This window comes from Sphingobium sufflavum (genome assembly GCF_021403115.1).
GTDB lineage: Bacteria > Pseudomonadota > Alphaproteobacteria > Sphingomonadales > Sphingomonadaceae > Sphingobium > Sphingobium sufflavum.
In genome coordinates this window covers 58245-78270 of sequence record NZ_JAJSSH010000010.1, presented here as the reverse complement: position 1 = coordinate 78270, position 20026 = coordinate 58245, and the positions used below count along the sequence as shown (strand labels likewise).

Genomic DNA, 20026 nt, shown 5'->3' with positions numbered 1-20026 from the left:
CAAGATTTAGCCCTCATGAGGGATTGAAGACATGAACGAACTGACCAATTTCGCGAACCCGATGGCCAAGACCGAGGTGTTCGACCAGATCCAGATCGGCATCGCCTCGCCAGAGCGCATCCGTTCCTGGTCCTTCGGTGAGATCAAGAAGCCGGAGACCATCAACTATCGCACGTTCAAGCCGGAACGTGACGGCTTGTTCTGCGCGCGCATCTTTGGCCCGATCAAGGATTATGAGTGCCTGTGCGGCAAGTATAAGCGCATGAAGTATAAGGGCATCGTCTGCGAGAAGTGCGGTGTCGAGGTCACGGTGTCGAAGGTCCGCCGCGAGCGGATGGGCCATATCGAATTGGCCGCGCCCGTTGCGCACATCTGGTTCCTGAAATCGCTGCCGTCGCGCATCGGCCTGCTTCTCGACATGCAGCTCAAGCAGCTTGAGCGCGTGCTGTATTTCGAGAGCTATATCGTGATCGAGCCGGGCCTGACCCCCCTCGACCGCTACCAGCTGCTGACCGAAGACGAGTTGATCGACGCGCAGGATGAATATGGCGAAGACGCCTTCACCGCCGGCATCGGCGCGGAAGCGGTCAAGCACATGCTCATCAACCTCGACCTGGAAGGCGAGCAGCAGGCCCTCAAGGACGAGCTGGCCGTCACCAAGTCGGAACTGAAGCCCAAGAAGATCATCAAGCGGCTGAAAGTCGTCGAGAGCTTCATCGAATCCGGCAACCGCCCGGAATGGATGATCCTCGAAGTCGTCCCCGTCATCCCGCCAGACCTGCGCCCGCTGGTCCCGCTGGACGGCGGCCGTTTCGCGACGTCGGACCTCAACGATCTCTATCGCCGAGTGATCAACCGTAACAACCGCCTGAAGCGCCTGATGGAGCTGCGTGCACCGGACATCATCGTCCGCAACGAAAAGCGCATGTTGCAGGAAGCCGTCGACGCCCTGTTCGACAACGGCCGCCGTGGCCGCGTCATCACCGGCGCCAACAAGCGTCCGCTGAAGTCGCTGTCCGACATGCTCAAGGGCAAGCAGGGTCGCTTCCGCCAGAACCTGCTCGGCAAGCGCGTCGACTATTCCGGCCGTTCGGTCATCGTGACCGGTCCTGAACTGAAACTGCACCAGTGCGGCCTGCCCAAGAAGATGGCGCTCGAGCTGTTCAAGCCGTTCATCTACGCCCGTCTCGACGCCAAGGGTCTGTCCATGACCCTGAAGCAGGCGAAGAAGTGGGTCGAGAAGGAGCGCAAGGAAGTCTGGGACATCCTGGACGAGGTGATCCGCGAGCATCCCGTGATGCTCAACCGTGCACCGACACTCCACCGTCTCGGCATTCAGGCGTTCGAACCCGTACTGATCGAGGGCAAGGCGATCCAGCTTCACCCGCTGGTCTGCTCCGCGTTCAACGCCGACTTCGACGGCGACCAGATGGCCGTGCACGTTCCGCTGTCGCTCGAAGCGCAGCTGGAAGCGCGCGTCCTGATGATGTCGACCAACAACATCCTGTCGCCCGCAAACGGCAAGCCGATCATCGTGCCGTCGCAGGACATGGTGCTGGGCATCTATTATCTCTCCATGGAGCGCGAAGGCGAGCCGGGCGAGGGCATGCTGCTGTCGGACATGGAAGAGGTGCATCAGGCGCTCTTCATCAAGGCCGTCACGCTGCACACCAAGATCATCAGCCGCGTTCCGCAGACCGATGAGAATGGCAAGCAGTATATGAAGCGGTTCGAGACGACGCCAGGTCGCATGCTGCTGGGCGAATGCCTGCCGCAGGCGCACAAGGTGCCCTTCGACACCGTCAACCGCCTTCTTACCAAGAAGGACGTGGGCGACGTGATCGACGAGGTCTATCGTCACACCGGCCAGAAGGACACGGTGCTGTTCGCTGACGCCATCATGGCGCTGGGCTTCCGCCACGCGTTCCAGGCCGGCATCAGCTTCGGCAAGGACGACATGGTCATCCCCGACTCCAAGATCGCGACGGTCGACGAGACGAAGGCCATGGTCGCCGACTATGAGCAGCAGTATCAGGACGGTCTGATCACGCAGCAGGAGAAGTACAACAAGGTGATCGACGCCTGGAGCCGTTGCGGCGACGTGGTGGCGAACGCCATGATGGACGAGATCCGTGCCCAGCCGAAGGACGAGAATGGCCGCATGGCCCCGATCAACTCCATCTACATGATGGCGCATTCGGGTGCTCGTGGTTCGCAGGCGCAGATGAAGCAGCTTGCCGGTATGCGCGGCCTGATGGCCAAGCCGTCGGGCGAGATCATCGAGACCCCGATCATCTCGAACTTTAAAGAAGGCCTGACCGTCCTTGAGTACTTCAACTCCACCCACGGCGCTCGTAAGGGTCTCGCGGATACGGCGTTGAAGACCGCGAACTCCGGTTACCTGACCCGCCGTCTGGTCGACGTGTCGCAGGATTGCGTCATCGTCGAAGTGGACTGCGGCACGTCCAAGGCGCTGGAGATGAAGGCAATCGTTCAGGGCGGCAACACCATCGCCTCGCTGGGCGAGCGTGTCCTGGGTCGTACGACCGCGGAAGACGTGATCGATAGTAAGGATGGTTCCGTCATCGTTCCGGAGGGCACGCTGCTCGACGAAGCGATGGTCGCCAGGATCGAGGCGATCGGCATCCAGGGCATGAAGATCCGCAGCCCGCTGATCTGTGAAGCCAAGATGGGCGTCTGCGCCAAATGCTATGGTCGTGACCTTGCCCGCGGTACGCCGGTCAACATCGGTGAGGCTGTCGGCGTCATTGCCGCACAGTCCATCGGCGAGCCGGGCACCCAGCTGACCATGCGTACCTTCCACATCGGCGGCGCGGCACAGCTCAACGAGCAGTCCAACCTCGAAGCCATTGCGGACGGCACGCTGGAAATCCGCGACATGCCGACCATCAAGGACAAGAATGGCCGTAATCTCTCGCTCGCCCGCAACGGCGAACTGGCGATCATCGACCATGAGGGCCGCGAGCGCGCGACCCATCGCCTGCCCTATGGTGCGGCGATCCTGTTCGCCCATGGTGCGGAAGTGAAGCAGGGCGACCGGATTGCCGAATGGGATCCGTTCACCATGCCGGTCATCACCGAGAAGCCCGGTATCGTGAAGTATCAGGATCTGATCGACGGCAAGACGCTGATCGAGCAGACCGACGAAGCGACGGGCATCGCGCAGCGCGTGGTGATCGAGTTCCGTGGATCGCGTTCGAAGGACGACCTGCGTCCTCGCCTCACCCTGCTGGACGATGCCAGCGGCGAGACGGCACGGTACATGCTGGCCATCGGCGCAACGCTCTCGGTCGAGGACGGCGCGCAGGTGCAGGCCGGTGACGTTCTGGCCCGTGTCAGCCGCGAAGCGGCCAAGACCCGCGACATCACCGGTGGTCTGCCGCGCGTCGCCGAACTGTTCGAAGCCCGCAAGCCCAAGGACAATGCGATCATCGCCAAGGCATCGGGTCGCGTACAGTTCCTCAAGGACTATAAGGCCAAGCGCAAGATTGCCATCGTCCCCGAGGACGGCGGCGAGCCGGTCGAATATCTGATCCCCAAGTCCAAGGTGATCGACATTCAGGAAGGCGACTATGTCAAGCGTGGCGACAACCTGATCGGCGGTTCCCCGGACCCGCACGACATTCTGGAAGTGCTCGGCATCGAGCCGCTGGCAGAATATCTCGTGTCGGAAATCCAGGAAGTTTACCGACTTCAGGGCGTGAAGATCAACGACAAGCACATTGAGACGATCGTTCGTCAGATGTTGCAGAAGGTTGAAATCACTGACGGCGGCGACACCACGTTGCTGGCGGGCGAGCAGGTCGACCGCGAGGAAATGGACGAGTTGAACAGCAAGCTGGAGGCAGGTCAGCTTCCGGCGCAGGGCAAGCCCGTGCTGCTCGGCATCACCAAGGCCTCGCTCCAGACCCGTTCGTTCATCTCGGCTGCGTCCTTCCAGGAAACGACCCGCGTCCTCACCGAGGCAGCGGTTCAGGGCAAGAAGGACCAGCTCATCGGCCTGAAGGAGAATGTGATCGTGGGTCGTCTGATCCCGGCGGGCACAGGCTCCTCCATGAGCCGCATGCGCATTGCCGCGAACAGCCGCGACGCCGCCCTGCGCGCCGCCATGCGGACCGCGAACGAGGTTCACCTCGTCGCACCGCAAAGCGCTGCGGAAGAGCATGCCGCGGAACTACGCCAGCCGGCGGAAGCCGCGATTGGCGACGATGTTCTAGGCAAGATCCAGGGTGAGGACTTCACCACGGAAGATCTGGATTAATCTCGATCAATAGATAATCAGCAGGCCCCGGAGAGATTCGTTTCTCCGGGGCCTTTTTGTTTCATTGCGAAGCATCTCTTTTAACGGAGAGGGTGAACGATCTTGCCTGCATCCCGCCATCCTGAATAATCGGCCTATAGCAACGACATGGCATCGCCCTATCCGCGGACATGATTGGGGATGAATCCACCCGGCGCCATCCTGTCGATAGTCAGGGGGGTGATTATGAAATTTCGGGCACTCGCACTCTGCGCAGCCGTTGCGCTGGCCAGCGGGTCCAACATGGCATCCGCCGCCGTCTATATTTCGGAAGCAGCGTTCACCGCCGCCATCCGGTCAAGACCACTTCGCTTTCTCTCGCCTGATCCTGTCGCTGACACCCTATTCGTCTCCGTTCACCAAGGATGGCATTACGATCAGCGGCAGCGCGATCCATGCCGTCAGCACCCATTTCTGGGGTTCCGTCGACAGCATCCTGGCGAACCAGTTCAACGGCTTTATCGAGGTTGATTTCGCTGCCACCTCTGCGATCGGCTTTTATGTCGCGGGCGGTTATGGCTCCTCGCCGATCGGTATCTCGCTCTACAATGGCGCGACCCAGATATATTCGGGGACGCCCATCGTGGGCGGCGTCCATGACAGTTTCTCCTTCTTCGGTGTTGACGGCATCGGTTCGATCACGAGGCTGCGCCTTGACAGCGCGGGCGTGACGGACGGCTTTGCTTCGCTTGGCCCGATCAGCTTTGTCAGCACCGGCGCGGTCGGGGAACCGGCGACCTGGGCCATGATGCTGTTCGGTTTCGGCGCGGTCGGCTACGCGATGCGCGCAGTCGCCAAGGCAAGCAGACATTATCGGTCAGCTACGCCTGATCCTGCCGCAGATAGGATAAAGGCCCCGACGGAGCGATCCGGCGGTGCCTTTGCATTGCACCTCTCGCCAATGGAATGGATAGCTCAGCATCCCTTCCCGCATCAAATCGGCCATGATTAGACAATTGCACTTCTCTAACGACCCCAATCGCGGCATTGTCATGGATGGATATTGAGAGGATTCATCCCCATGGGCATGTTCGCCGTCTTCGTCGCCGTCCTTGTTTTCTTCTATCTGGCCGCAAGCGTGAAGATCGTGCGACAAGGCTATCAATATACCATCGAGCGATTTGGCCGCTTTACGCAGGTCGCCCATCCCGGCCTCAATTTTTTCCCGGCCTTTTTCTATGCGGTCGGCCGCAAGATCAACATGATGGAGCAGGTAATCGACGTGCCCTCGCAGGAGATCATCACCCGCGACAATGCGATGGTGTCCGTCGACGGCGTGGTCTTCTTCCAGGTGCTGGATGCGGCCAAGGCTGCCTATGAGGTCAGCCAGCTCAATGTGGCGCTGCTACAACTGGCGACGACGAACCTCCGCACCGTGATGGGGTCGATGGACCAGGACGAAACCCTTTCCAAGCGTGACGAGATCAACGCCCGGCTGCTTTCGGTGGTCGATCATGCCACCAACAGCTGGGGCGTGAAGATCACCCGCGTCGAATTGAAGGACATTCGCCCGCCCGCCGACATCGTCAACGCCATGGGCCGACAGATGAAGGCGGAACGCGAGAAGCGCGCCAATGTGCTAGAAGCGGAAGGCTTCAAGAACGCCGAAATCCTGCGTGCGGAGGGCGAGAAGCAATCGCAGATTCTTCAGGCCGAGGGCCGCCGCGAAGCCGCCTTCCGCGATGCAGAAGCCCGCGAACGCGAGGCGGAGGCGGAGGCCAAGGCGACAGCGATGGTGAGCGAGGCGATCGCAGGCGGCAATGCCCAGGCCATCAACTATTTCATCGCGCAGAAATATGTGGAGGCGGTCAGCCAGTTCGCAACCTCCCCCAATGCCAAGACGATCCTCTTCCCGGTCGAGGCCACACAGTTGATCGGCACACTGGGCGGCATCGGCGAACTGGCGCGCGACGCCTTTGGTGGAAAGGGGCCTGAGAGTGGTGCCACACCGCCCCGGCGCCCAACCAGTGGCAGCGGCATACCCGCCAGCGGCCCATCCAGCCCCCGCCCGCAGGAGTAAGGCGCGATGGGCGGGCTTTTTTCGGGCGATATGACGCCATGGGTCGGCTGGATGGTCTTTGCCGTGGTGCTGGCCATCGGGGAGATCGTGCTTCCTGGCATCTTCCTGATCTGGATCGCGATTGCAGCGGCCATCGCCGGCGGCGTGGCCTTCCTCATCCCCCTGCCCCTTCCCGCGCAAATTCTGGTTTTCGCGCTTGCCTGCCTCCTCGCCACCTGGGCAGGGCGGCGCTGGTATCGGGATAATCCCGTGGAATCGTCCGATCCCCTCCTCAACGATCGGGCTGCCCGACTGATCGGACGACAGGTGACGGTGGTAGAACCGATCGTCGATGGCGAAGGCCGGGTAAGACTAGACGATGGCACATGGACCGCCGTGGGACCGGATGCGCCACTGGGCGCGCGGCTGGTCGTTGTGGCGGCGCATGGTGCGACGCTGACAGTCGATGTCGCTGCGGGTTGACCGTCAGGCGGGCAAGGGCGATGGCTGGTTGATCTGCCGGCTGCGCGGCAAAGCTTCGGGCATTTCGTCGCGGACGAAGGCCAGCAGCCCCTCGCGAATGTCGCATCGCAGGTCGAAAGCAGTCGAAGCATCACGCGCGGTGGCGAGGATACGTACCTCCACCGCCTCCGGCTTTACATCCGTCACCTGCATGTTGTGGAAGCGCCTGTCCCAGCGCGGATTGGACTCGATCAGTTCAGCCGACTTCGCTCGCAGCCGCGCAATATCCGCCGAAGGGTCGAGATAGAGGAAAGCCGACCCCAGCAATTGCGAGGAATGACGCGTCCAGTTCTGAAAACTCTGCTCCAAAAAACGCGACACCGGCACGACCAGCCGCCGCTCATCCCACAGTGCGACGACGACATAAGTCAGGAAAATCTCCTCGATCCGGCCCCACTCATTGTCGATGATGACCACATCATCAATGCGGATCGGCTCGGTAAAGGCCATCTGGATGCCCGCAATGAGGTTTTTCAACGCAGGCTGGGCGGCTGCACCCACCGCCAGCGCCGCTATGCCCGCCGACGCCATCAGAGTGACACCGACCGTCCGGATGCTAGGGATGCTGAGCAACATCAGACAGATAGTGACGAAGCCGACCGTCAGGACGAGGATGCGCGTCATGATCGCGCTGCGTGTGCGGCGACGGCGGGCGGAGAGATTGTCCGCGACCGTGATGTCGTAACGATGTTCGACGATACGCGCGCCCGCACGGATCAGCGCGATGGCCAGCCAGCCGCCAAGGCCAGGCACGATGATGCCCGCCGCCTGACTCCACAAGAGCGACGCGCCAGCGGTGAGATGCAATTGCTCCCGTACGAAGGCGAGCGTGAAACCGATCATCAACCAGCGCAGCGGTGAACGGGCATGGGCGACGAGAATATCGTCGATACTATCCGGTGTGCGCGCCGCCAGACGCCGGAACAGGCTCATGGCGACGGCATGGATAACCAGTGCGGAAAAGATCGCCACCGCCACGACGGCCGTGTCGATGAGCCAGATCGGCAGGCTCCACTGGGCGATGCGGTCCATCATATCGGGTGAACCATGCTGCACCGCAGCGGTTCCCTGTCGATGTTGGTGGGATGACGGAGAAAGGCCCTCACCGGCATCCCTCCCATCCATTGGTCGGACCGCTAAATCCCCCGGATCACCCCCTCACAGGCAGGCTTCCAGCAGCGCCTGATCGAAGCCGAAACTACGCGCCTTTTCCAGCGTATAGGGGCGCAGACCCATGGAGCGATATTCACCGATGATCTTGCCCTCGGCATCCTCGTCCAGATATTCGAATTTGAACAGTTCCTGCGTCACAATCACGTCGCCCTCCATGCCGATCACCTCGGTCACATTGGTGATGCGGCGCGAACCGTCGCGCAGGCGCTTGACCTGAACGATCAGGTCGACCGAGTCGGCGATCTGCTTGGAAATGGCTTCCTTGGGGATCTTGATGTCGCCCATCAGGATCATATTCTCCATACGGCCCAAGCACTCGCGCGGGCTGTTGGCGTGGAGCGTACACATGGAGCCGTCATGGCCGGTGTTCATCGCGGCGAGGAGATCGAAGCACTCCGCGCCACGAATTTCGCCCAGGATGATGCGATCCGGACGCATACGCAGGGCGTTCTTGACGAGGTCGCCGATGGTGATCGCGCCCTGACCCTCCAGATTGGGAGGACGGGTTTCCAGCGGTAGCCAGTGCGGCTGTTGCAGGCGTAGTTCTGCCGCATCCTCGATGGTCAGCACGCGCTCGCCGGGGTCGATCATCTTCGACAGGGCGTTGAGCATTGTCGTCTTTCCCGAACCCGTACCGCCCGAAATAACGACGTTGAACCGACATGCGCCCGCGATTTTCAGCGCGGTGCACATCTTCTGGCTCATCGCGCCCCAGTTGGCCAGATTGTCCAGCGTGATCGGCTTGGCAGAGAATTTACGGATGGAGATGGCCGTGCCCTTGAGCGACAGCGGCGGCACGATGACGTTGACGCGGGAGCCATCGGGCAGGCGGGCGTCCGCCAGCGGCGTGGTCTGGTCGACGCGACGGCCGACCTGGTTCACGATGCGCTGTGCAATCTGGAACAGATGCTCCTCATCCCGGAAATGAATGGGCGCGATCTGGAGCTTGCCCTTTTTTTCGATATAGGTTTGCTGCGGTCCGTTCACCATGATGTCGGTGATGTCCGGGTCGGCCAGCAATTCCTCCAGCGGACCGAGGCCCAGCAGTTCGTCGACCAGCACCTTTTCCAGCGCAAACTGCTCACGCCGGTTGAGGGTCAGCTTGAGGTCGGCCAGCACCTCCATGATGATCGGGCGGAACTCCTCGGCCAGTTCGTCCTTGCTGAGGGTCGCGGCCGCTTCCGGGTCGACGCGCTCCAGCAGGCGGGGGAGCACCTGTTCCTTGATCTTGTGGACCGACGCCTCGAACCCCTGATTCTGGTCGACCGGCGTGTGGTCGTTGTTCATCCGGTCCGATAGCCGCTGCATGGCATCGGCGTTACGATCGGATGCGGGGTTGCTTTCCCCCGGCGTCGGCAGGGGCGGCGGTGCGGGAATGGGGGGGAACTGGCTGCCCGCAGTGGTAGCGGGCTGGCCGCCGCCAGGCCCCTGCATGGGACGCGCCACGCCGAAGGAACCGCGCCCGGTCAGGCCATTTTTCCGTCCAAATGCGCTCATATCTTGTGAAGCCCGACAACGTTGCAGCATGTATCGGGCCGACGATAGCCGACAAACTTTTTAGAAAGTCCTAAGTCCGGTTAAGGCTTTTGGGTAAGAGTGCGGCGCGGATGCCCTGAACATGGAGCGTGGCGCACCCTCGGCGACTAGCGCGACGGGGCAGGCTTCATGCCATCCCGCCCCGCACTGGCGACGACCTTGCGGGAGGCAGCGCCGATCGCAACAACCGTTTCACCATCGTCCAGCGCGTCGAGGCCACGCCCCGCAAAGGCGGCGCAGGCGACATATTGCAGCAGGTTGCGGCGTCCCTCGTCCGTCATCGCGGCCCATCGCTTCTCGTCCACCCGAATGCGGTTGCCGGCGCGCTCGCCCTTCACAATGCCTTCGCGCCGACTGATCTCGACCAGCCGGTCACACTGGAGCGAATCCGACATGACCATGTTGCTGGAATAGGGGACAACCGGCTTCTCATCGGGCTGGGCCGTGACGAACAGATAAATGCCGAACGCCGCCAGAACCAGAAAAATGGCCCCGCCTATGCCGATTACCGACGTGTCCCGCTTCTGGTCGGCGCGCTTTCTCGCACGCTCAGCATCCTCACGCGATATCATCATGACGGTACAGTAACGCCGATGGATGGGGTCGTCCATATGTGCATCGGGTGATGCTCCCCGCTTTTCACAGGTGCACGGCTATGCCAGACAGGGGGTTATCGGCAGGGGGGAGCGCAAAGATGAATTCCGACGACATAGAGATGGTGGGACATGGTTTCTTCTTTGAGGAATTGCCCGTCGGCCGCCGGTTCAAGACGCTGGGCCGGACATTCTATGAAGCCGACCTGATGGCCTTCGTCCATTGCACCGGCTATGGCGAGGTGCTGTTCACCGACAGCGAATTTGTGAAAACGCATAGCGACATCAAGGGTCGGCTGGTGCCTGCGGCGATGATCTTCAGCTTCATCGACGGACTGGTGTTGAACTATACCGGCCAGCACACCGGCTTTGCCTTTCTCGACTGCGAGTTGAAGGTGCATGCCCCCACCTTCGTGGGCGATACGGTCCATGCGGTGTGTGAAGTGATCGAGGCCAAGCGGTCGCGCAGCAAGCCGGAGCGCGGCGTCGTGCGAACCCGGAATGATGTCTATAAGCAAGACGGCACGCTGGTGATGACCTACACCCCCGCACGCTGGATGAAGGCGCGCACGGCAGGATAAGAAAGACGGCGGTCAGCTTACTATGAAACGGCCCCTGCTCCGATGGGAACAGGGGCCGTTTCATTCTACGCGAACACCAGCGAACACCGTCCGCCAGCCTTCATTCCTTACCGAAGAAGCCCTTCGCCATATCCGCCAGGCCACCCAGCGGGCTTTCGCTACCGCTCGCGCCACCGAGCAGATCCTGCGCCTTGCCCATCAGGTCGCCGACCGACGCATGGCCCAGCAGCTCCTGCACCTTGTCGAGGGAGATACCGTGCTCCTGCGCGGTCTGGAGCAACGAGGACAGATCCCCGCCATTCGCCAGCTTCTCCTGCGCGTTGGCCGCGATGGACTGCAGCGTGTCCGCCGGGATACCCAGCTTTTCGGCTACGCCTTCGAGATTGCCCAAAATGCCGTCGAAAATGCTCATGCCGACCTCAATACCCAGAGTGAAGTGAAGGCCGTAGAGTAGCATGACGAACCTGTCCGCGAAAGGCACGGTCGCGTAACATCCTGTAACCCGACCAGACGCGCCGGTCGTTTCGACGGCAACGGCCACAGCTTGCCGCCGGACCCGCCATGGTCTATCCCTTCGCGCCCTATAGCCCCCAGCCCGCGCCCCGCCCTTTTTGGAAGCAGACCGCGCATGAGCGCCACCAACACCCCGCCGCCCGCCGCAAACGTCACCGCCCCCGTCATCGCTCTGGTCGATGACGACCGGAACATCCTCACCTCGCTGAGCATCGCGCTACAGGCGGAGGGGTTTGCGACACGCCTCTATTCGGACGGGCAGTCGGCGCTGACCGCCTTGCTCGACAATCCGCCGGACCTTGCGGTGTGCGACATCAAGATGCCGCGCATGGACGGGATCGAACTCCTGACCCGCCTGCGCCAGAGTTCGGCGCTGCCGGTCATCATGCTCACCAGCAAGACGGACGAGACGGACGAGGCGCTGGGACTGTCGATGGGCGCGGACGACTATATCGCCAAGCCTTTTTCCCAGCGGCTGCTGATCGCACGGATCAGGGCGATCCTGCGGCGGGCCGAAATGGCGCGCAAGGATGCGGAGCCGACCAACGGCGCTCCGGAACCGTTCGTGCGCGGTGCCCTCGCGATGGACACTGCCCGGCACAAGGTGACGTGGAAGGACGTCCCCGTCACCCTGACCGTCACCGAATTCCTGATCCTGGAGGCGCTGGCGCAGCGGCCCGGCGTGGTGAAGAACCGCAACCAACTGATGGACGCCGCCTATCATGACGACATCTATGTCGATGACCGTACCATCGACAGCCATATCAAGCGCCTGCGCCGCAAGTTCCGCGAGGCGGACCCGGAGTTCAACGCGATCGACACCCTCTATGGCGCCGGATACCGTTTTGCCGAGGAATAGGACCGAAGCGGCGACGGGCAGCATGACATATGCGTAGGCCAAGGCCCATGCCGCGTGTCTGGCCTTTGCGCGTGTCGCTCGCCCGACGCATCCTGGCGGTGAACATCCTCGCGCTCGCGCTGCTGGCCGGCGGCTTCTTCTATCTCGACAGCTATCGCACCCGCATCATCGACGAGCGGATCAACCGCATCACGCGCGAGATGGTGCTGATGAGCACGGCCCTGCGCGCCTTGCCCGCCGATGAACGGCCCGCGATGATCGCGCGGCTGGCAGGGCTGACCGGCTATCGCGTGCGGCTCTACGGTCCCGACGGACATCGGCAGGAGGATAGCGTAGCGCTGGGCGTCACGGGCGATGCGATGGTCGATCCGGCCACCGAACCGCTGAACATGCGCGCCGCCCGCGTGCTGGACCAGGTGGTGGATAGCATCGTCTTTGCCCGCGTCCCCCCGCTCCATGCCGAACCCCGGCAGGATAGCGTCGAGGCCTGGCCGGAGGCGCTGACGGCGCGCGCCACGCACACCGCCGCCAGCGCCTTTCGCCTCGCCCCCGACCGTACACCCATGCTGACCATCGCGACACCGTTCGACGCGCGCGGCTCGATCCTGCTCGCCACCAAGAACGCACGCGATATCACCATCACCGTGCGGGCCGAGCGGTTGCGGCTCAGTCTGGTGCTGGGCGCGGCGATCCTGATCTCCTACCTGCTCTCCCGCTTTCTGGCGCGGACCATCGTGCAACCGCTGCAACGCCTGGCCCGTGCCGCCGTGCGCGTGCGGCTGGGGCGCGCGCGGGAGGTGATCGTGCCACGCCTGCCCGACCGGCGGGACGAGATCGGCCTGCTCGCCCGCGCCATTTCGGACATGAGCCAGGCACTGCGCAAGCGCATCGACGCGACCGACAGCTTTGCCGCCGATGTCAGCCATGAGCTGAAAAACCCCATCGCCTCGCTCCGCTCCGCGCTGGAAGGACTGCGGCGGATCGACGATCCCGCGCTGCGTTCGCGCCTGATGGCGATTGCGGAGGATGACGTGTTGCGGCTGGACCGGCTGGTGTCGGACATTGCGGAGGCGAGCCGGATGGACGCTCAGCTTTCCCGCGCGACCTTCCGCGCCATCGACTTGTCCCTGCTGCTGCGCCGCCTGATCCGCGCGCACGAAATGCGCGGCGTGGACAATGATGTGCGGCTGCGCTTCGTGAAAGCGCCCAACTCTGTGCCCGCCATCGCGGGGGACGAACAAAGGCTCGCGCGTGTGTTCGAAAATCTGATCGCCAACGGCATCAGTTTCTCCCCCCATGGCGGCACGGTGCGGATCGGGCTGGACGCGGACGAGGACTGGGCGGTGGTGACGGTGGAGGATGAGGGACCGGGCGTCCATGCCGACGACCGGGAATCGGTGTTCCGCCGCTTTCATTCGCACCGGCCGGACGGCGAGGATTTCGGCCGGCACAGCGGACTGGGCCTCGCCATCGCCCGATCCATTCTGGATGGGCATAATGGCACCATCACCATAGAGGATCGGGCGGACGGCCAGCCCGGCGCCCGCTTCATCGTCCATCTGCCCTTGGCCGAGGAACTGCCGGGGCATGAGGAGCGGGAGGAATGAGCGATGCGGCCGCCGCATCCGCCCCCCATCTCCTCCATGCAACCAGCGTGGCGATTGGCGGACGCGTCGTTCTGCTGATGGGGGCGAGCGGTTCGGGCAAGTCCGACCTTGGTCTGCGCCTGATCGACCGGGGCGCGACACTGGTCAGCGACGATTATACCGAGCTCGCCCTGCGCGACGGCCGCCTGTTCGCCTCCCCGCCCGCCACCATCGCGGGACAGATGGAAGTGCGCCATGTCGGGATCCTATCATTCCCGCATCTGCACAATCTTCCGGTTGCACTGGCGATTCGGCTGGATGATAAGCCTGAGCGTATGCCCGACCGCCGCCAGTCCATCCCCCTATCCGGAGTCGAAATCCCCGTCCTGTGTCTGGACGCACGGGAGGGGTCGGCGCCGATCAAGGTGGAACTGGCCTTGCGGGACATGGGGATCGAGGATTTTCCGGGTCAATGACACATTCCTCTCCCTTTTCCACGGCCCAGCCCAAATCTATCCTGATCGTCACCGGCCTGTCCGGCGCGGGCAAATCGACCAGCCTGCGTACGCTGGAGGATATTGGCTGGGAGGTGGTCGATAATTTCCCGCTGATGCTGCTCGATACGCTGCTGGCGGCCCCGGTCGCGGCGGGGCATGACCCGGCGGAGGAACGCGCGCTGGCCATCGGCATCGACAGCCGGACCCGCGGTTTTGACGCGGCCAACATCGTGGAACGCGCTCGCGCCTTGCGGTCGGACGGCGCCACGGTGGAGACGTTATTCCTCGATTGCTCCGGCTCCGTGCTGGAGCGACGCTTTGCCGAGACGCGGCGGCGGCATCCCCTGGCGCTCGACCGGCCCGCGTCGGACGGCATCGCCCGCGAGCGGGAACTGATGGAGCCGCTGCGCCGCCATGCCGACCAGATCGTGGATACCAGCGACCTGAACGCCAATGCGCTCCAGCAGGAGATACGGGCGCGTTTCGGGCAGGACATGGCGACCACCCTCTCCATCCTGTCGTTCGGCTATTCGCGCGGAGTGCCGCGCAACGCCGATCTGGTGTTCGACATGCGTTTCCTGCGTAATCCGCACTGGGATCCGGACCTGCGCCCGCGCACGGGGCTGGAGACGGATGTGGTGGCCTATGTCACCGCCGACCCGCTCTATACGCTGGTGACGGGGCAGATAGAGGCACTGCTGCTGACCGTCCTTCCCCGCTATATTGCGGAAGGAAAGGCCTATGTTACCGTCGCTTTCGGCTGTACGGGTGGAAAGCATCGTTCGGTCTGTGTCGCGCAGGATATGGCGAAACGCTTGCGCGACGCAGGATTTTCACTCACCATTTCCCACAGGAATCTGGAATCGCAACCTTTGGAAGCCTATGAGGATCGCCGCCGGGGGGCGGCAAGAACCGATATGACAGCAACCGAAACACAGCAGGTCGGAACCGGCGACGTCGAACAAGGACGGGCCGAAGCAAAACGGGGCGTGAAATCCGAATGATTGGTCTTGTCCTGGTGACGCACGGGCGGCTCGCCACAGAATTTCGCATCGCGATGGAGCATGTGGTCGGCCCGCAGCAAGCGATCGAGGCGATCTGCATCGGGCCTGAAGACGATATGGAGGCGCGCCGCGCCGACATCGCCTCTGCCGTGGCCCGTGTCGATGATGGCTCCGGCGTCATCCTGTTGACCGACCTGTTCGGCGGCACGCCCTCCAACCTCGCCATCTCCCTGCTGCGCGCGGGCCATGTGGAAGTGATTGCGGGCGTCAACCTGCCCATGCTGATCCGCCTCGAAAGCGCGCGCAAGGCGATGACGGTGAAGCAGGCGGTGGCAGCCGCACGGGAAGCGGGAACCAAATATATCAGTGTCGCATCCGACTTGCTGGGAGAGAATGGATGAGCGAGCCATTGTCGCAGACGGTCAAGATCACCAACCGGCGGGGCCTGCATGCGCGGGCCAGTGCCAAGTTCGTGACGATGGCCAGCGGGCTGACCGCCGACGTTCAGGTGGCCAAGGACGGCCCGGCGGTGGTCGGCACGTCGATCATGGGTCTGATGATGCTGGGTGCCGCCATGGGCGACAGCATCACGATCAGCGCCACGGGGCAGGACGCCCATGTCGCGCTGGAACAGTTGGTGACATTGGTCGAGGACAAGTTCGGCGAGGAGTGACCGTGGAGCACCTCTCCGCCGGGGCACCCTGATTGACGGACAATATTTGCGAATCGACCATCGAACCATGCAGACTTTTCTTCCACCGGATTGGCTCGCGCGTTCGTTCGATGAATCAGGTCGCCACCCAACGGCCGTAACGCTCCCGTCCCATGCGGCTATGCTTAAATGATTGTCCTAATTTGGGACAACCTTCTGCATCACTCCATAGCCCTGCCAAGCATCATAAACTGCCTAGCTCCTCATCATCGCCGCTTGACTGTATCGCAATCATAATACAGCTATAAGCGCGCATGCCAGGCATCGACCCCTATAATCGCCCCACCGCGCCGCAGGCCGGGTCGCCCCCGCCGTTCGAGGCTCTGGACCCGTTCAGCGGCGAACCCGATGGCGGCGCGCAGGTCGGTCTGCGGTCCCGCCCCCGCTGGCGCAGGCGCGCTCATGTCGCGGCGTGGGTGGCGGCCGGTTTCCTTGCCCTGCTGATGCTCTCCGCCATCTGGCTGGCGATCACCGCTCCCTTGTCCCGCTCGCTCCAGCCCAATGTGCCGCCCAGCATCACGCTGGAGACGGCGGACGGCCAGTTCATCACCCGCAAGGGCGCGAATGTGGGCGAGCCGGTGAAGATCGCCGACCTCCCCACCCATGTCCCACAGGCCTTCATCGCCATCGAGGATCGCCGCTTCTACAGTCATTGGGGCATCGACCCGCGCGGCATTGCCCGCGCGATGTGGAGCAATCTGCGCGCGGGCGGCGTGCGGCAAGGCGGCAGCACCATCACGCAACAGCTTGCCAAGGGCGCCTTCCTGACCGCCGACCGCACCGCAGGGCGCAAGATCCGCGAAGTCATGATCGCCTTCTGGCTGGAACTGTGGCTGACCAAGGATCAGATCCTCGAACGCTATCTGTCCAACGTCTATTTCGGCGATAACGTCTATGGCCTTCGCGCCGCCGCGCGCCATTATTTCAACCGGCCGCCAGAGGCGCTGACGGTGCCGCAGGCCGCCATCCTTGCCGCCGTGCTGAAGGCCCCCTCCCGCCTCGCTCCGACCGAAAATCTGGCGGGCGCGCGCGCGCGCGCAACTTTGGTGATGAACGCGATGGTCGAGGCGGGTTTCCTGACCGCGGCGGAGCGCAAGGCCCTGCGCCCCGCCCGCCTCAACGTCGCGCCGGTCGCGGAAAGCACCAGCGGCACCTATTTCAGCGATTGGGTGCTCCGCGAGGCACGCGACCGTGCGGGCAGCGTCTATGGCGTGCAGACCATCACCACCACGCTCGACAGCAATATCCAGCGCATCGTCGCCCGCGCCGCCCGCCGCGCACCCTTGGGCAAGGCGCAGGTCGCCATCGTCGTCATGCGGCCGGACGGCACCGTTCTCGCCATGATCGGCGGCAAAAATTATGGGCAAAGCGCCTTCAACCGCGCCACACAGGCCCGCCGCCAGCCGGGATCGACCTTCAAGCTGCTCGTCTATCTCGCCGCCATCCGTTCCGGCATGACACCCGACGACATCGTCGACGACAGCCCGATCACAGAGGGTGACTATCGCCCGTCCAACCATGATGGCCACTATCGGGGCCGCATCACCCTGCGTCAGGCGTTCGCCGCATCCAGCAATGTCGCCGCCGTGCGCCTCGCGCAGAAAGTCGGCATCAAGGCCGTGATCCGCGCCGCTCGCGATCTGGGCATCACATCGCCCCTGCCGGAGAATTACTCCATCGCGCTAGGGTCGTCCGGCCTGTCGTTGCTGGAACTGACGCAGGCCTATGCCGCCATCGCAGCGGGCCAATATCCGGTGAAGGCGCACGGCCTGCCGGAGAAGGAACGCTCCTGGTTTACTGGCCTCCTCGACCGGCCCAGCCGTTTCAGCGACGATACGCTGGAGAGTATGCGCGACCTCCTCGCCTCCGCCACGCGCGGTGGCACGGGGCATCGCGCCGCGCTGCACACCGCGACGTTCGGCAAGACCGGCACGACGCAGGATAATCGCGATGCGTTGTTCGTCGGCTATGCCGGTGGGCTGGTGACGGCGGTCTGGGTCGGCAATGACGACAACAGCCCGCTGCCCGGCGTGTCCGGCGGTGGCATGCCCGCGCGCATCTGGCGCGACATCATGGTCACGGCGGTGGAAAATGGGGAGATCCGCCGCGATCCGGTCGACGCCGCGCCCGTCCCGACCGTGGAGGAGGCGACCAACGCGATCGTCAACGCCACCATCGGCGCGGACGCAGGCAATGTTTCGGTGGAAATTTCCCCCGACACGATCCGCCTGCGTGGCGCGGGCGACCTTCGCCTCGACATTCCCCTGCCCGCCACACCGACTGGCCCCACGCCGCCGCCACGCCTGCCCGCGACCGATGCGCCTGCGGAACCACCCGCCGCGCCCTGACAATGACCGCAACGCTCCCGCTGCCAAAGCGTTGAGCAAGCAGGCCATGGGTTGGCGTTGCGCTAGCGACAGGGTAGGGAGAAACGGCCTTTTCCTAGCAGGGAAGACATCCGCAGCCGGGATACCGCCCTTCATCGGCAAGGCGGATGGCATGACGATGGACGATGACAGGGACGGAGAGAAGAATGGCCATGGCGGATGGGAGACAGGCCATGGTCCTGACAAACCATGGCGAAGGTCATCCCACGACAATTGACGCGACTATGATGCCTCGCACCCTCGGTTTTTGATCCCATGCGCCACCATCTCCCCCGCCTCATTCGCCCCATGGTGCTGGCGCCGTTGCTGCTCCTTGGCGGCTGCGGGTTGGAAGGCGACGATGGCCCGGTCCGTGTCGACATCATCGGGACACAGGAACAGATCGCCCAGCCGCTCGACAACGGCGGCAATGCGGCGGGTCAGGTCATGCTGGCCTCCGCGTCGCAGGGGCTGGTCGCCTTCGACGCGGGCGGCGACCTGATCGGCGCGCTGGCCGAACGCTGGATCGTGGAGGATGACGGGGAAAGCTATATCTTCCGCCTGCGCCATACCCACTGGGCCGATGGTGGCGCGGTGAAGGCGGAGGAAGTCGCCCGCCTGCTCCGCGCCCGCTTCGCCGCCAATCCCGCCCTGCTGGCAGGACTCACGCCACAGGTCAGGGGCATGACGGACGAGGTGCTGGAAATCCGACTGCCCGGCTCCGCGCCCAGTTTCCTGCAAATCCTCGCCCATCCCGCCTTGGCGGTCGCACGACGCGACGGCGGGACCGGTCCTTTCCGCAAGACTCGCAAGGGCGATCTCGTCACCCTGACTCCCGTCGCGCCCGGCGACAGGCGGGACGATGCGACAACGGCGGCGGATGCCGAGGCACCCTTGCCCCTCTATGTCCGCGCGGTGCGCCCCGCTATCGGCTTTGCCCGTTTCCAGAGGCATGAATCCGACCTGCTACTGGGCGGCCGTTTCCAGCACCTGCCCTATGTCACCGCCGCCAGCCCCCCGACGCGGGCGGTGCGGGCGGACCCCGTAAACGGCTTGCTGGGGTTGGTGGTGGAGGGCCGCTCCGCCTTTCTGGCCAACCGTGACGTGCGGGATGCGCTGGCCATGGCGATCAATCGGGAACGACTGGCCCAGCGGCTGAACCTCGCCGGATGGCGAACCGCCACCAACATCCTGCCCGCGCAGATGGACCTGCCCCGCCCGCCCGCGCAAATCCCCTGGTCGGAACGGGAACTGGCGCTGCGGCAAAGCTATGCCCGTTCCGTCGTCACCAACTGGACGCGGGCGCATGGGGCACCGGGTCCGATCCGCATCGCCCTTCCCGCCGGGCCGGGTGCGCGCATGCTCCACGAAAGCCTGCGCCAGGATTATGCCGCGATCGGCCTGCCCGTCACGCTGGTCGACTGGACCGCGAAGGACGCGGACATGCGCCTGATCGACGAGGTCGCGCCGTTCGACAGCGCACTTTGGTATCTCACCCGCATCGGCTGCGGCCTCAACGCCCTGTGCAGCGCGGATGCGGCCGCGCAACTCGCCATCGCCCGCCATGCCGCGACGGAACCGGAGCGCGCCGCCGCCCTCGCCGCCGCCGAAACCCTCTCTTTGGCGGAGGCGACCTATATCCCGCTCGGCATGCCGATTCGCTTTGCGCTGGTCCGCAACCGGCTCACCGGCTACCAGCCCTCCCCCCGCGCCCGCCATCCGTTGAATAGCTTGTTCCGCGACCCCAGATAGATGGCTCCACCC

Annotated in this window: 17 protein-coding genes; 13 read left to right on the top strand and 4 right to left on the bottom strand. The window is 63.7% G+C overall.

Features of this window, described 5'->3' with window-relative positions:
• The first annotated feature begins 31 nt into the window (after positions 1–31).
• The 4 genes from rpoC to LWE61_RS14830 all read left to right on the top strand — a co-directional run bounded on the left by rpoC (position 32) and on the right by LWE61_RS14830 (position 6803).
• Positions 32–4282 carry a DNA-directed RNA polymerase subunit beta' gene (gene rpoC, locus LWE61_RS14845; RefSeq protein ID WP_234151432.1) on the top strand — a complete coding sequence of 1417 codons (4251 nt, stop codon included), beginning with the start codon at positions 32–34 and terminating at the stop codon, positions 4280–4282.
• Positions 4283–4541: 259 nt separating this feature from the next.
• Positions 4542–5273 (top strand): PEPxxWA-CTERM sorting domain-containing protein, encoded by a 732-nt coding sequence (locus LWE61_RS14840; RefSeq protein ID WP_234151431.1) that lies wholly within the window; start codon positions 4542–4544, stop codon positions 5271–5273.
• A gap of 69 nt (positions 5274–5342) precedes the next feature.
• Positions 5343–6341: an SPFH domain-containing protein gene (locus LWE61_RS14835; RefSeq protein ID WP_234151430.1), complete on the top strand. Its 999-nt coding sequence runs from the start codon at positions 5343–5345 to the stop codon at positions 6339–6341.
• Positions 6342–6347: 6 nt separating this feature from the next.
• Entirely contained in the window at positions 6348–6803 is a 456-nt protein-coding gene (locus LWE61_RS14830) for an NfeD family protein (RefSeq protein WP_234151429.1), read from the top strand.
• A gap of 3 nt (positions 6804–6806) precedes the next feature.
• Here the strand turns inward: LWE61_RS14830 and LWE61_RS14825 are convergent, their stop codons facing one another.
• The 3 genes from LWE61_RS14825 to LWE61_RS14815 form a co-directional block, all read right to left on the bottom strand.
• Positions 6807–7877 carry a mechanosensitive ion channel family protein gene (locus tag LWE61_RS14825; protein ID WP_326490652.1) on the bottom strand — a complete coding sequence of 357 codons (1071 nt, stop codon included), beginning with the start codon at positions 7875–7877 and terminating at the stop codon, positions 6807–6809.
• Positions 7878–8000: 123 nt separating this feature from the next.
• A complete protein-coding gene (locus LWE61_RS14820) occupies positions 8001–9512 on the bottom strand; it encodes a CpaF family protein (RefSeq protein WP_234151428.1) in 1512 nt (503 codons plus the stop codon).
• A gap of 146 nt (positions 9513–9658) precedes the next feature.
• Positions 9659–10126, bottom strand: coding sequence for a hypothetical protein (locus LWE61_RS14815; RefSeq protein ID WP_234151427.1), 468 nt, complete (start codon positions 10124–10126; stop codon positions 9659–9661).
• Between the two features lie 119 nt (positions 10127–10245).
• Here LWE61_RS14815 and LWE61_RS14810 point away from each other — a divergent pair, with 119 nt between their 5' ends.
• Positions 10246–10725 (top strand): MaoC family dehydratase, encoded by a 480-nt coding sequence (locus LWE61_RS14810; RefSeq protein ID WP_234151426.1) that lies wholly within the window; start codon positions 10246–10248, stop codon positions 10723–10725.
• A gap of 100 nt (positions 10726–10825) precedes the next feature.
• Here the strand turns inward: LWE61_RS14810 and LWE61_RS14805 are convergent, their stop codons facing one another.
• A complete protein-coding gene (locus LWE61_RS14805) occupies positions 10826–11137 on the bottom strand; it encodes a site-specific integrase (protein ID WP_234151425.1) in 312 nt (103 codons plus the stop codon).
• Positions 11138–11353: 216 nt separating this feature from the next.
• Here LWE61_RS14805 and LWE61_RS14800 point away from each other — a divergent pair, with 216 nt between their 5' ends.
• The 8 genes from LWE61_RS14800 to LWE61_RS14765 all read left to right on the top strand — a co-directional run bounded on the left by LWE61_RS14800 (position 11354) and on the right by LWE61_RS14765 (position 20014).
• Positions 11354–12097, top strand: a complete 744-nt coding sequence (locus tag LWE61_RS14800) for a response regulator transcription factor (protein ID WP_234151424.1) — start codon at positions 11354–11356, stop codon at positions 12095–12097.
• A 47-nt stretch (positions 12098–12144) separates the two neighbouring features.
• A complete protein-coding gene (locus tag LWE61_RS14795; RefSeq protein ID WP_234151423.1) occupies positions 12145–13704 on the top strand; it encodes a sensor histidine kinase in 1560 nt (519 codons plus the stop codon).
• Positions 13701–14159, top strand: coding sequence for an HPr kinase/phosphorylase (locus LWE61_RS14790; RefSeq protein WP_234151422.1), 459 nt, complete (start codon positions 13701–13703; stop codon positions 14157–14159). The genes LWE61_RS14795 and LWE61_RS14790 overlap by 4 nt, the downstream gene beginning before the upstream one ends.
• The gene (gene rapZ / locus LWE61_RS14785; RefSeq protein ID WP_234151421.1) at positions 14156–15184 is read left to right on the top strand and encodes an RNase adapter RapZ; all 1029 of its coding nucleotides are present in this window, start codon (positions 14156–14158) and stop codon (positions 15182–15184) included. Before LWE61_RS14790 ends, rapZ begins: the two co-directional genes overlap by 4 nt.
• Positions 15181–15585: a PTS sugar transporter subunit IIA gene (locus tag LWE61_RS14780; protein ID WP_234151420.1), complete on the top strand. Its 405-nt coding sequence runs from the start codon at positions 15181–15183 to the stop codon at positions 15583–15585. The genes rapZ and LWE61_RS14780 overlap by 4 nt, the downstream gene beginning before the upstream one ends.
• Entirely contained in the window at positions 15582–15857 is a 276-nt protein-coding gene (locus LWE61_RS14775) for an HPr family phosphocarrier protein (protein ID WP_234151419.1), read from the top strand. The genes LWE61_RS14780 and LWE61_RS14775 overlap by 4 nt, the downstream gene beginning before the upstream one ends.
• Before the next feature lie 293 nt (positions 15858–16150).
• Entirely contained in the window at positions 16151–18244 is a 2094-nt protein-coding gene (locus tag LWE61_RS14770) for a transglycosylase domain-containing protein (protein ID WP_234151418.1), read from the top strand.
• Between the two features lie 294 nt (positions 18245–18538).
• On the top strand, positions 18539–20014 hold the full coding sequence (locus LWE61_RS14765) for an ABC transporter substrate-binding protein (RefSeq protein WP_234151417.1): 1476 nt from the start codon (positions 18539–18541) through the stop codon (positions 20012–20014).
• Positions 20015–20026 lie beyond the last annotated feature (12 nt).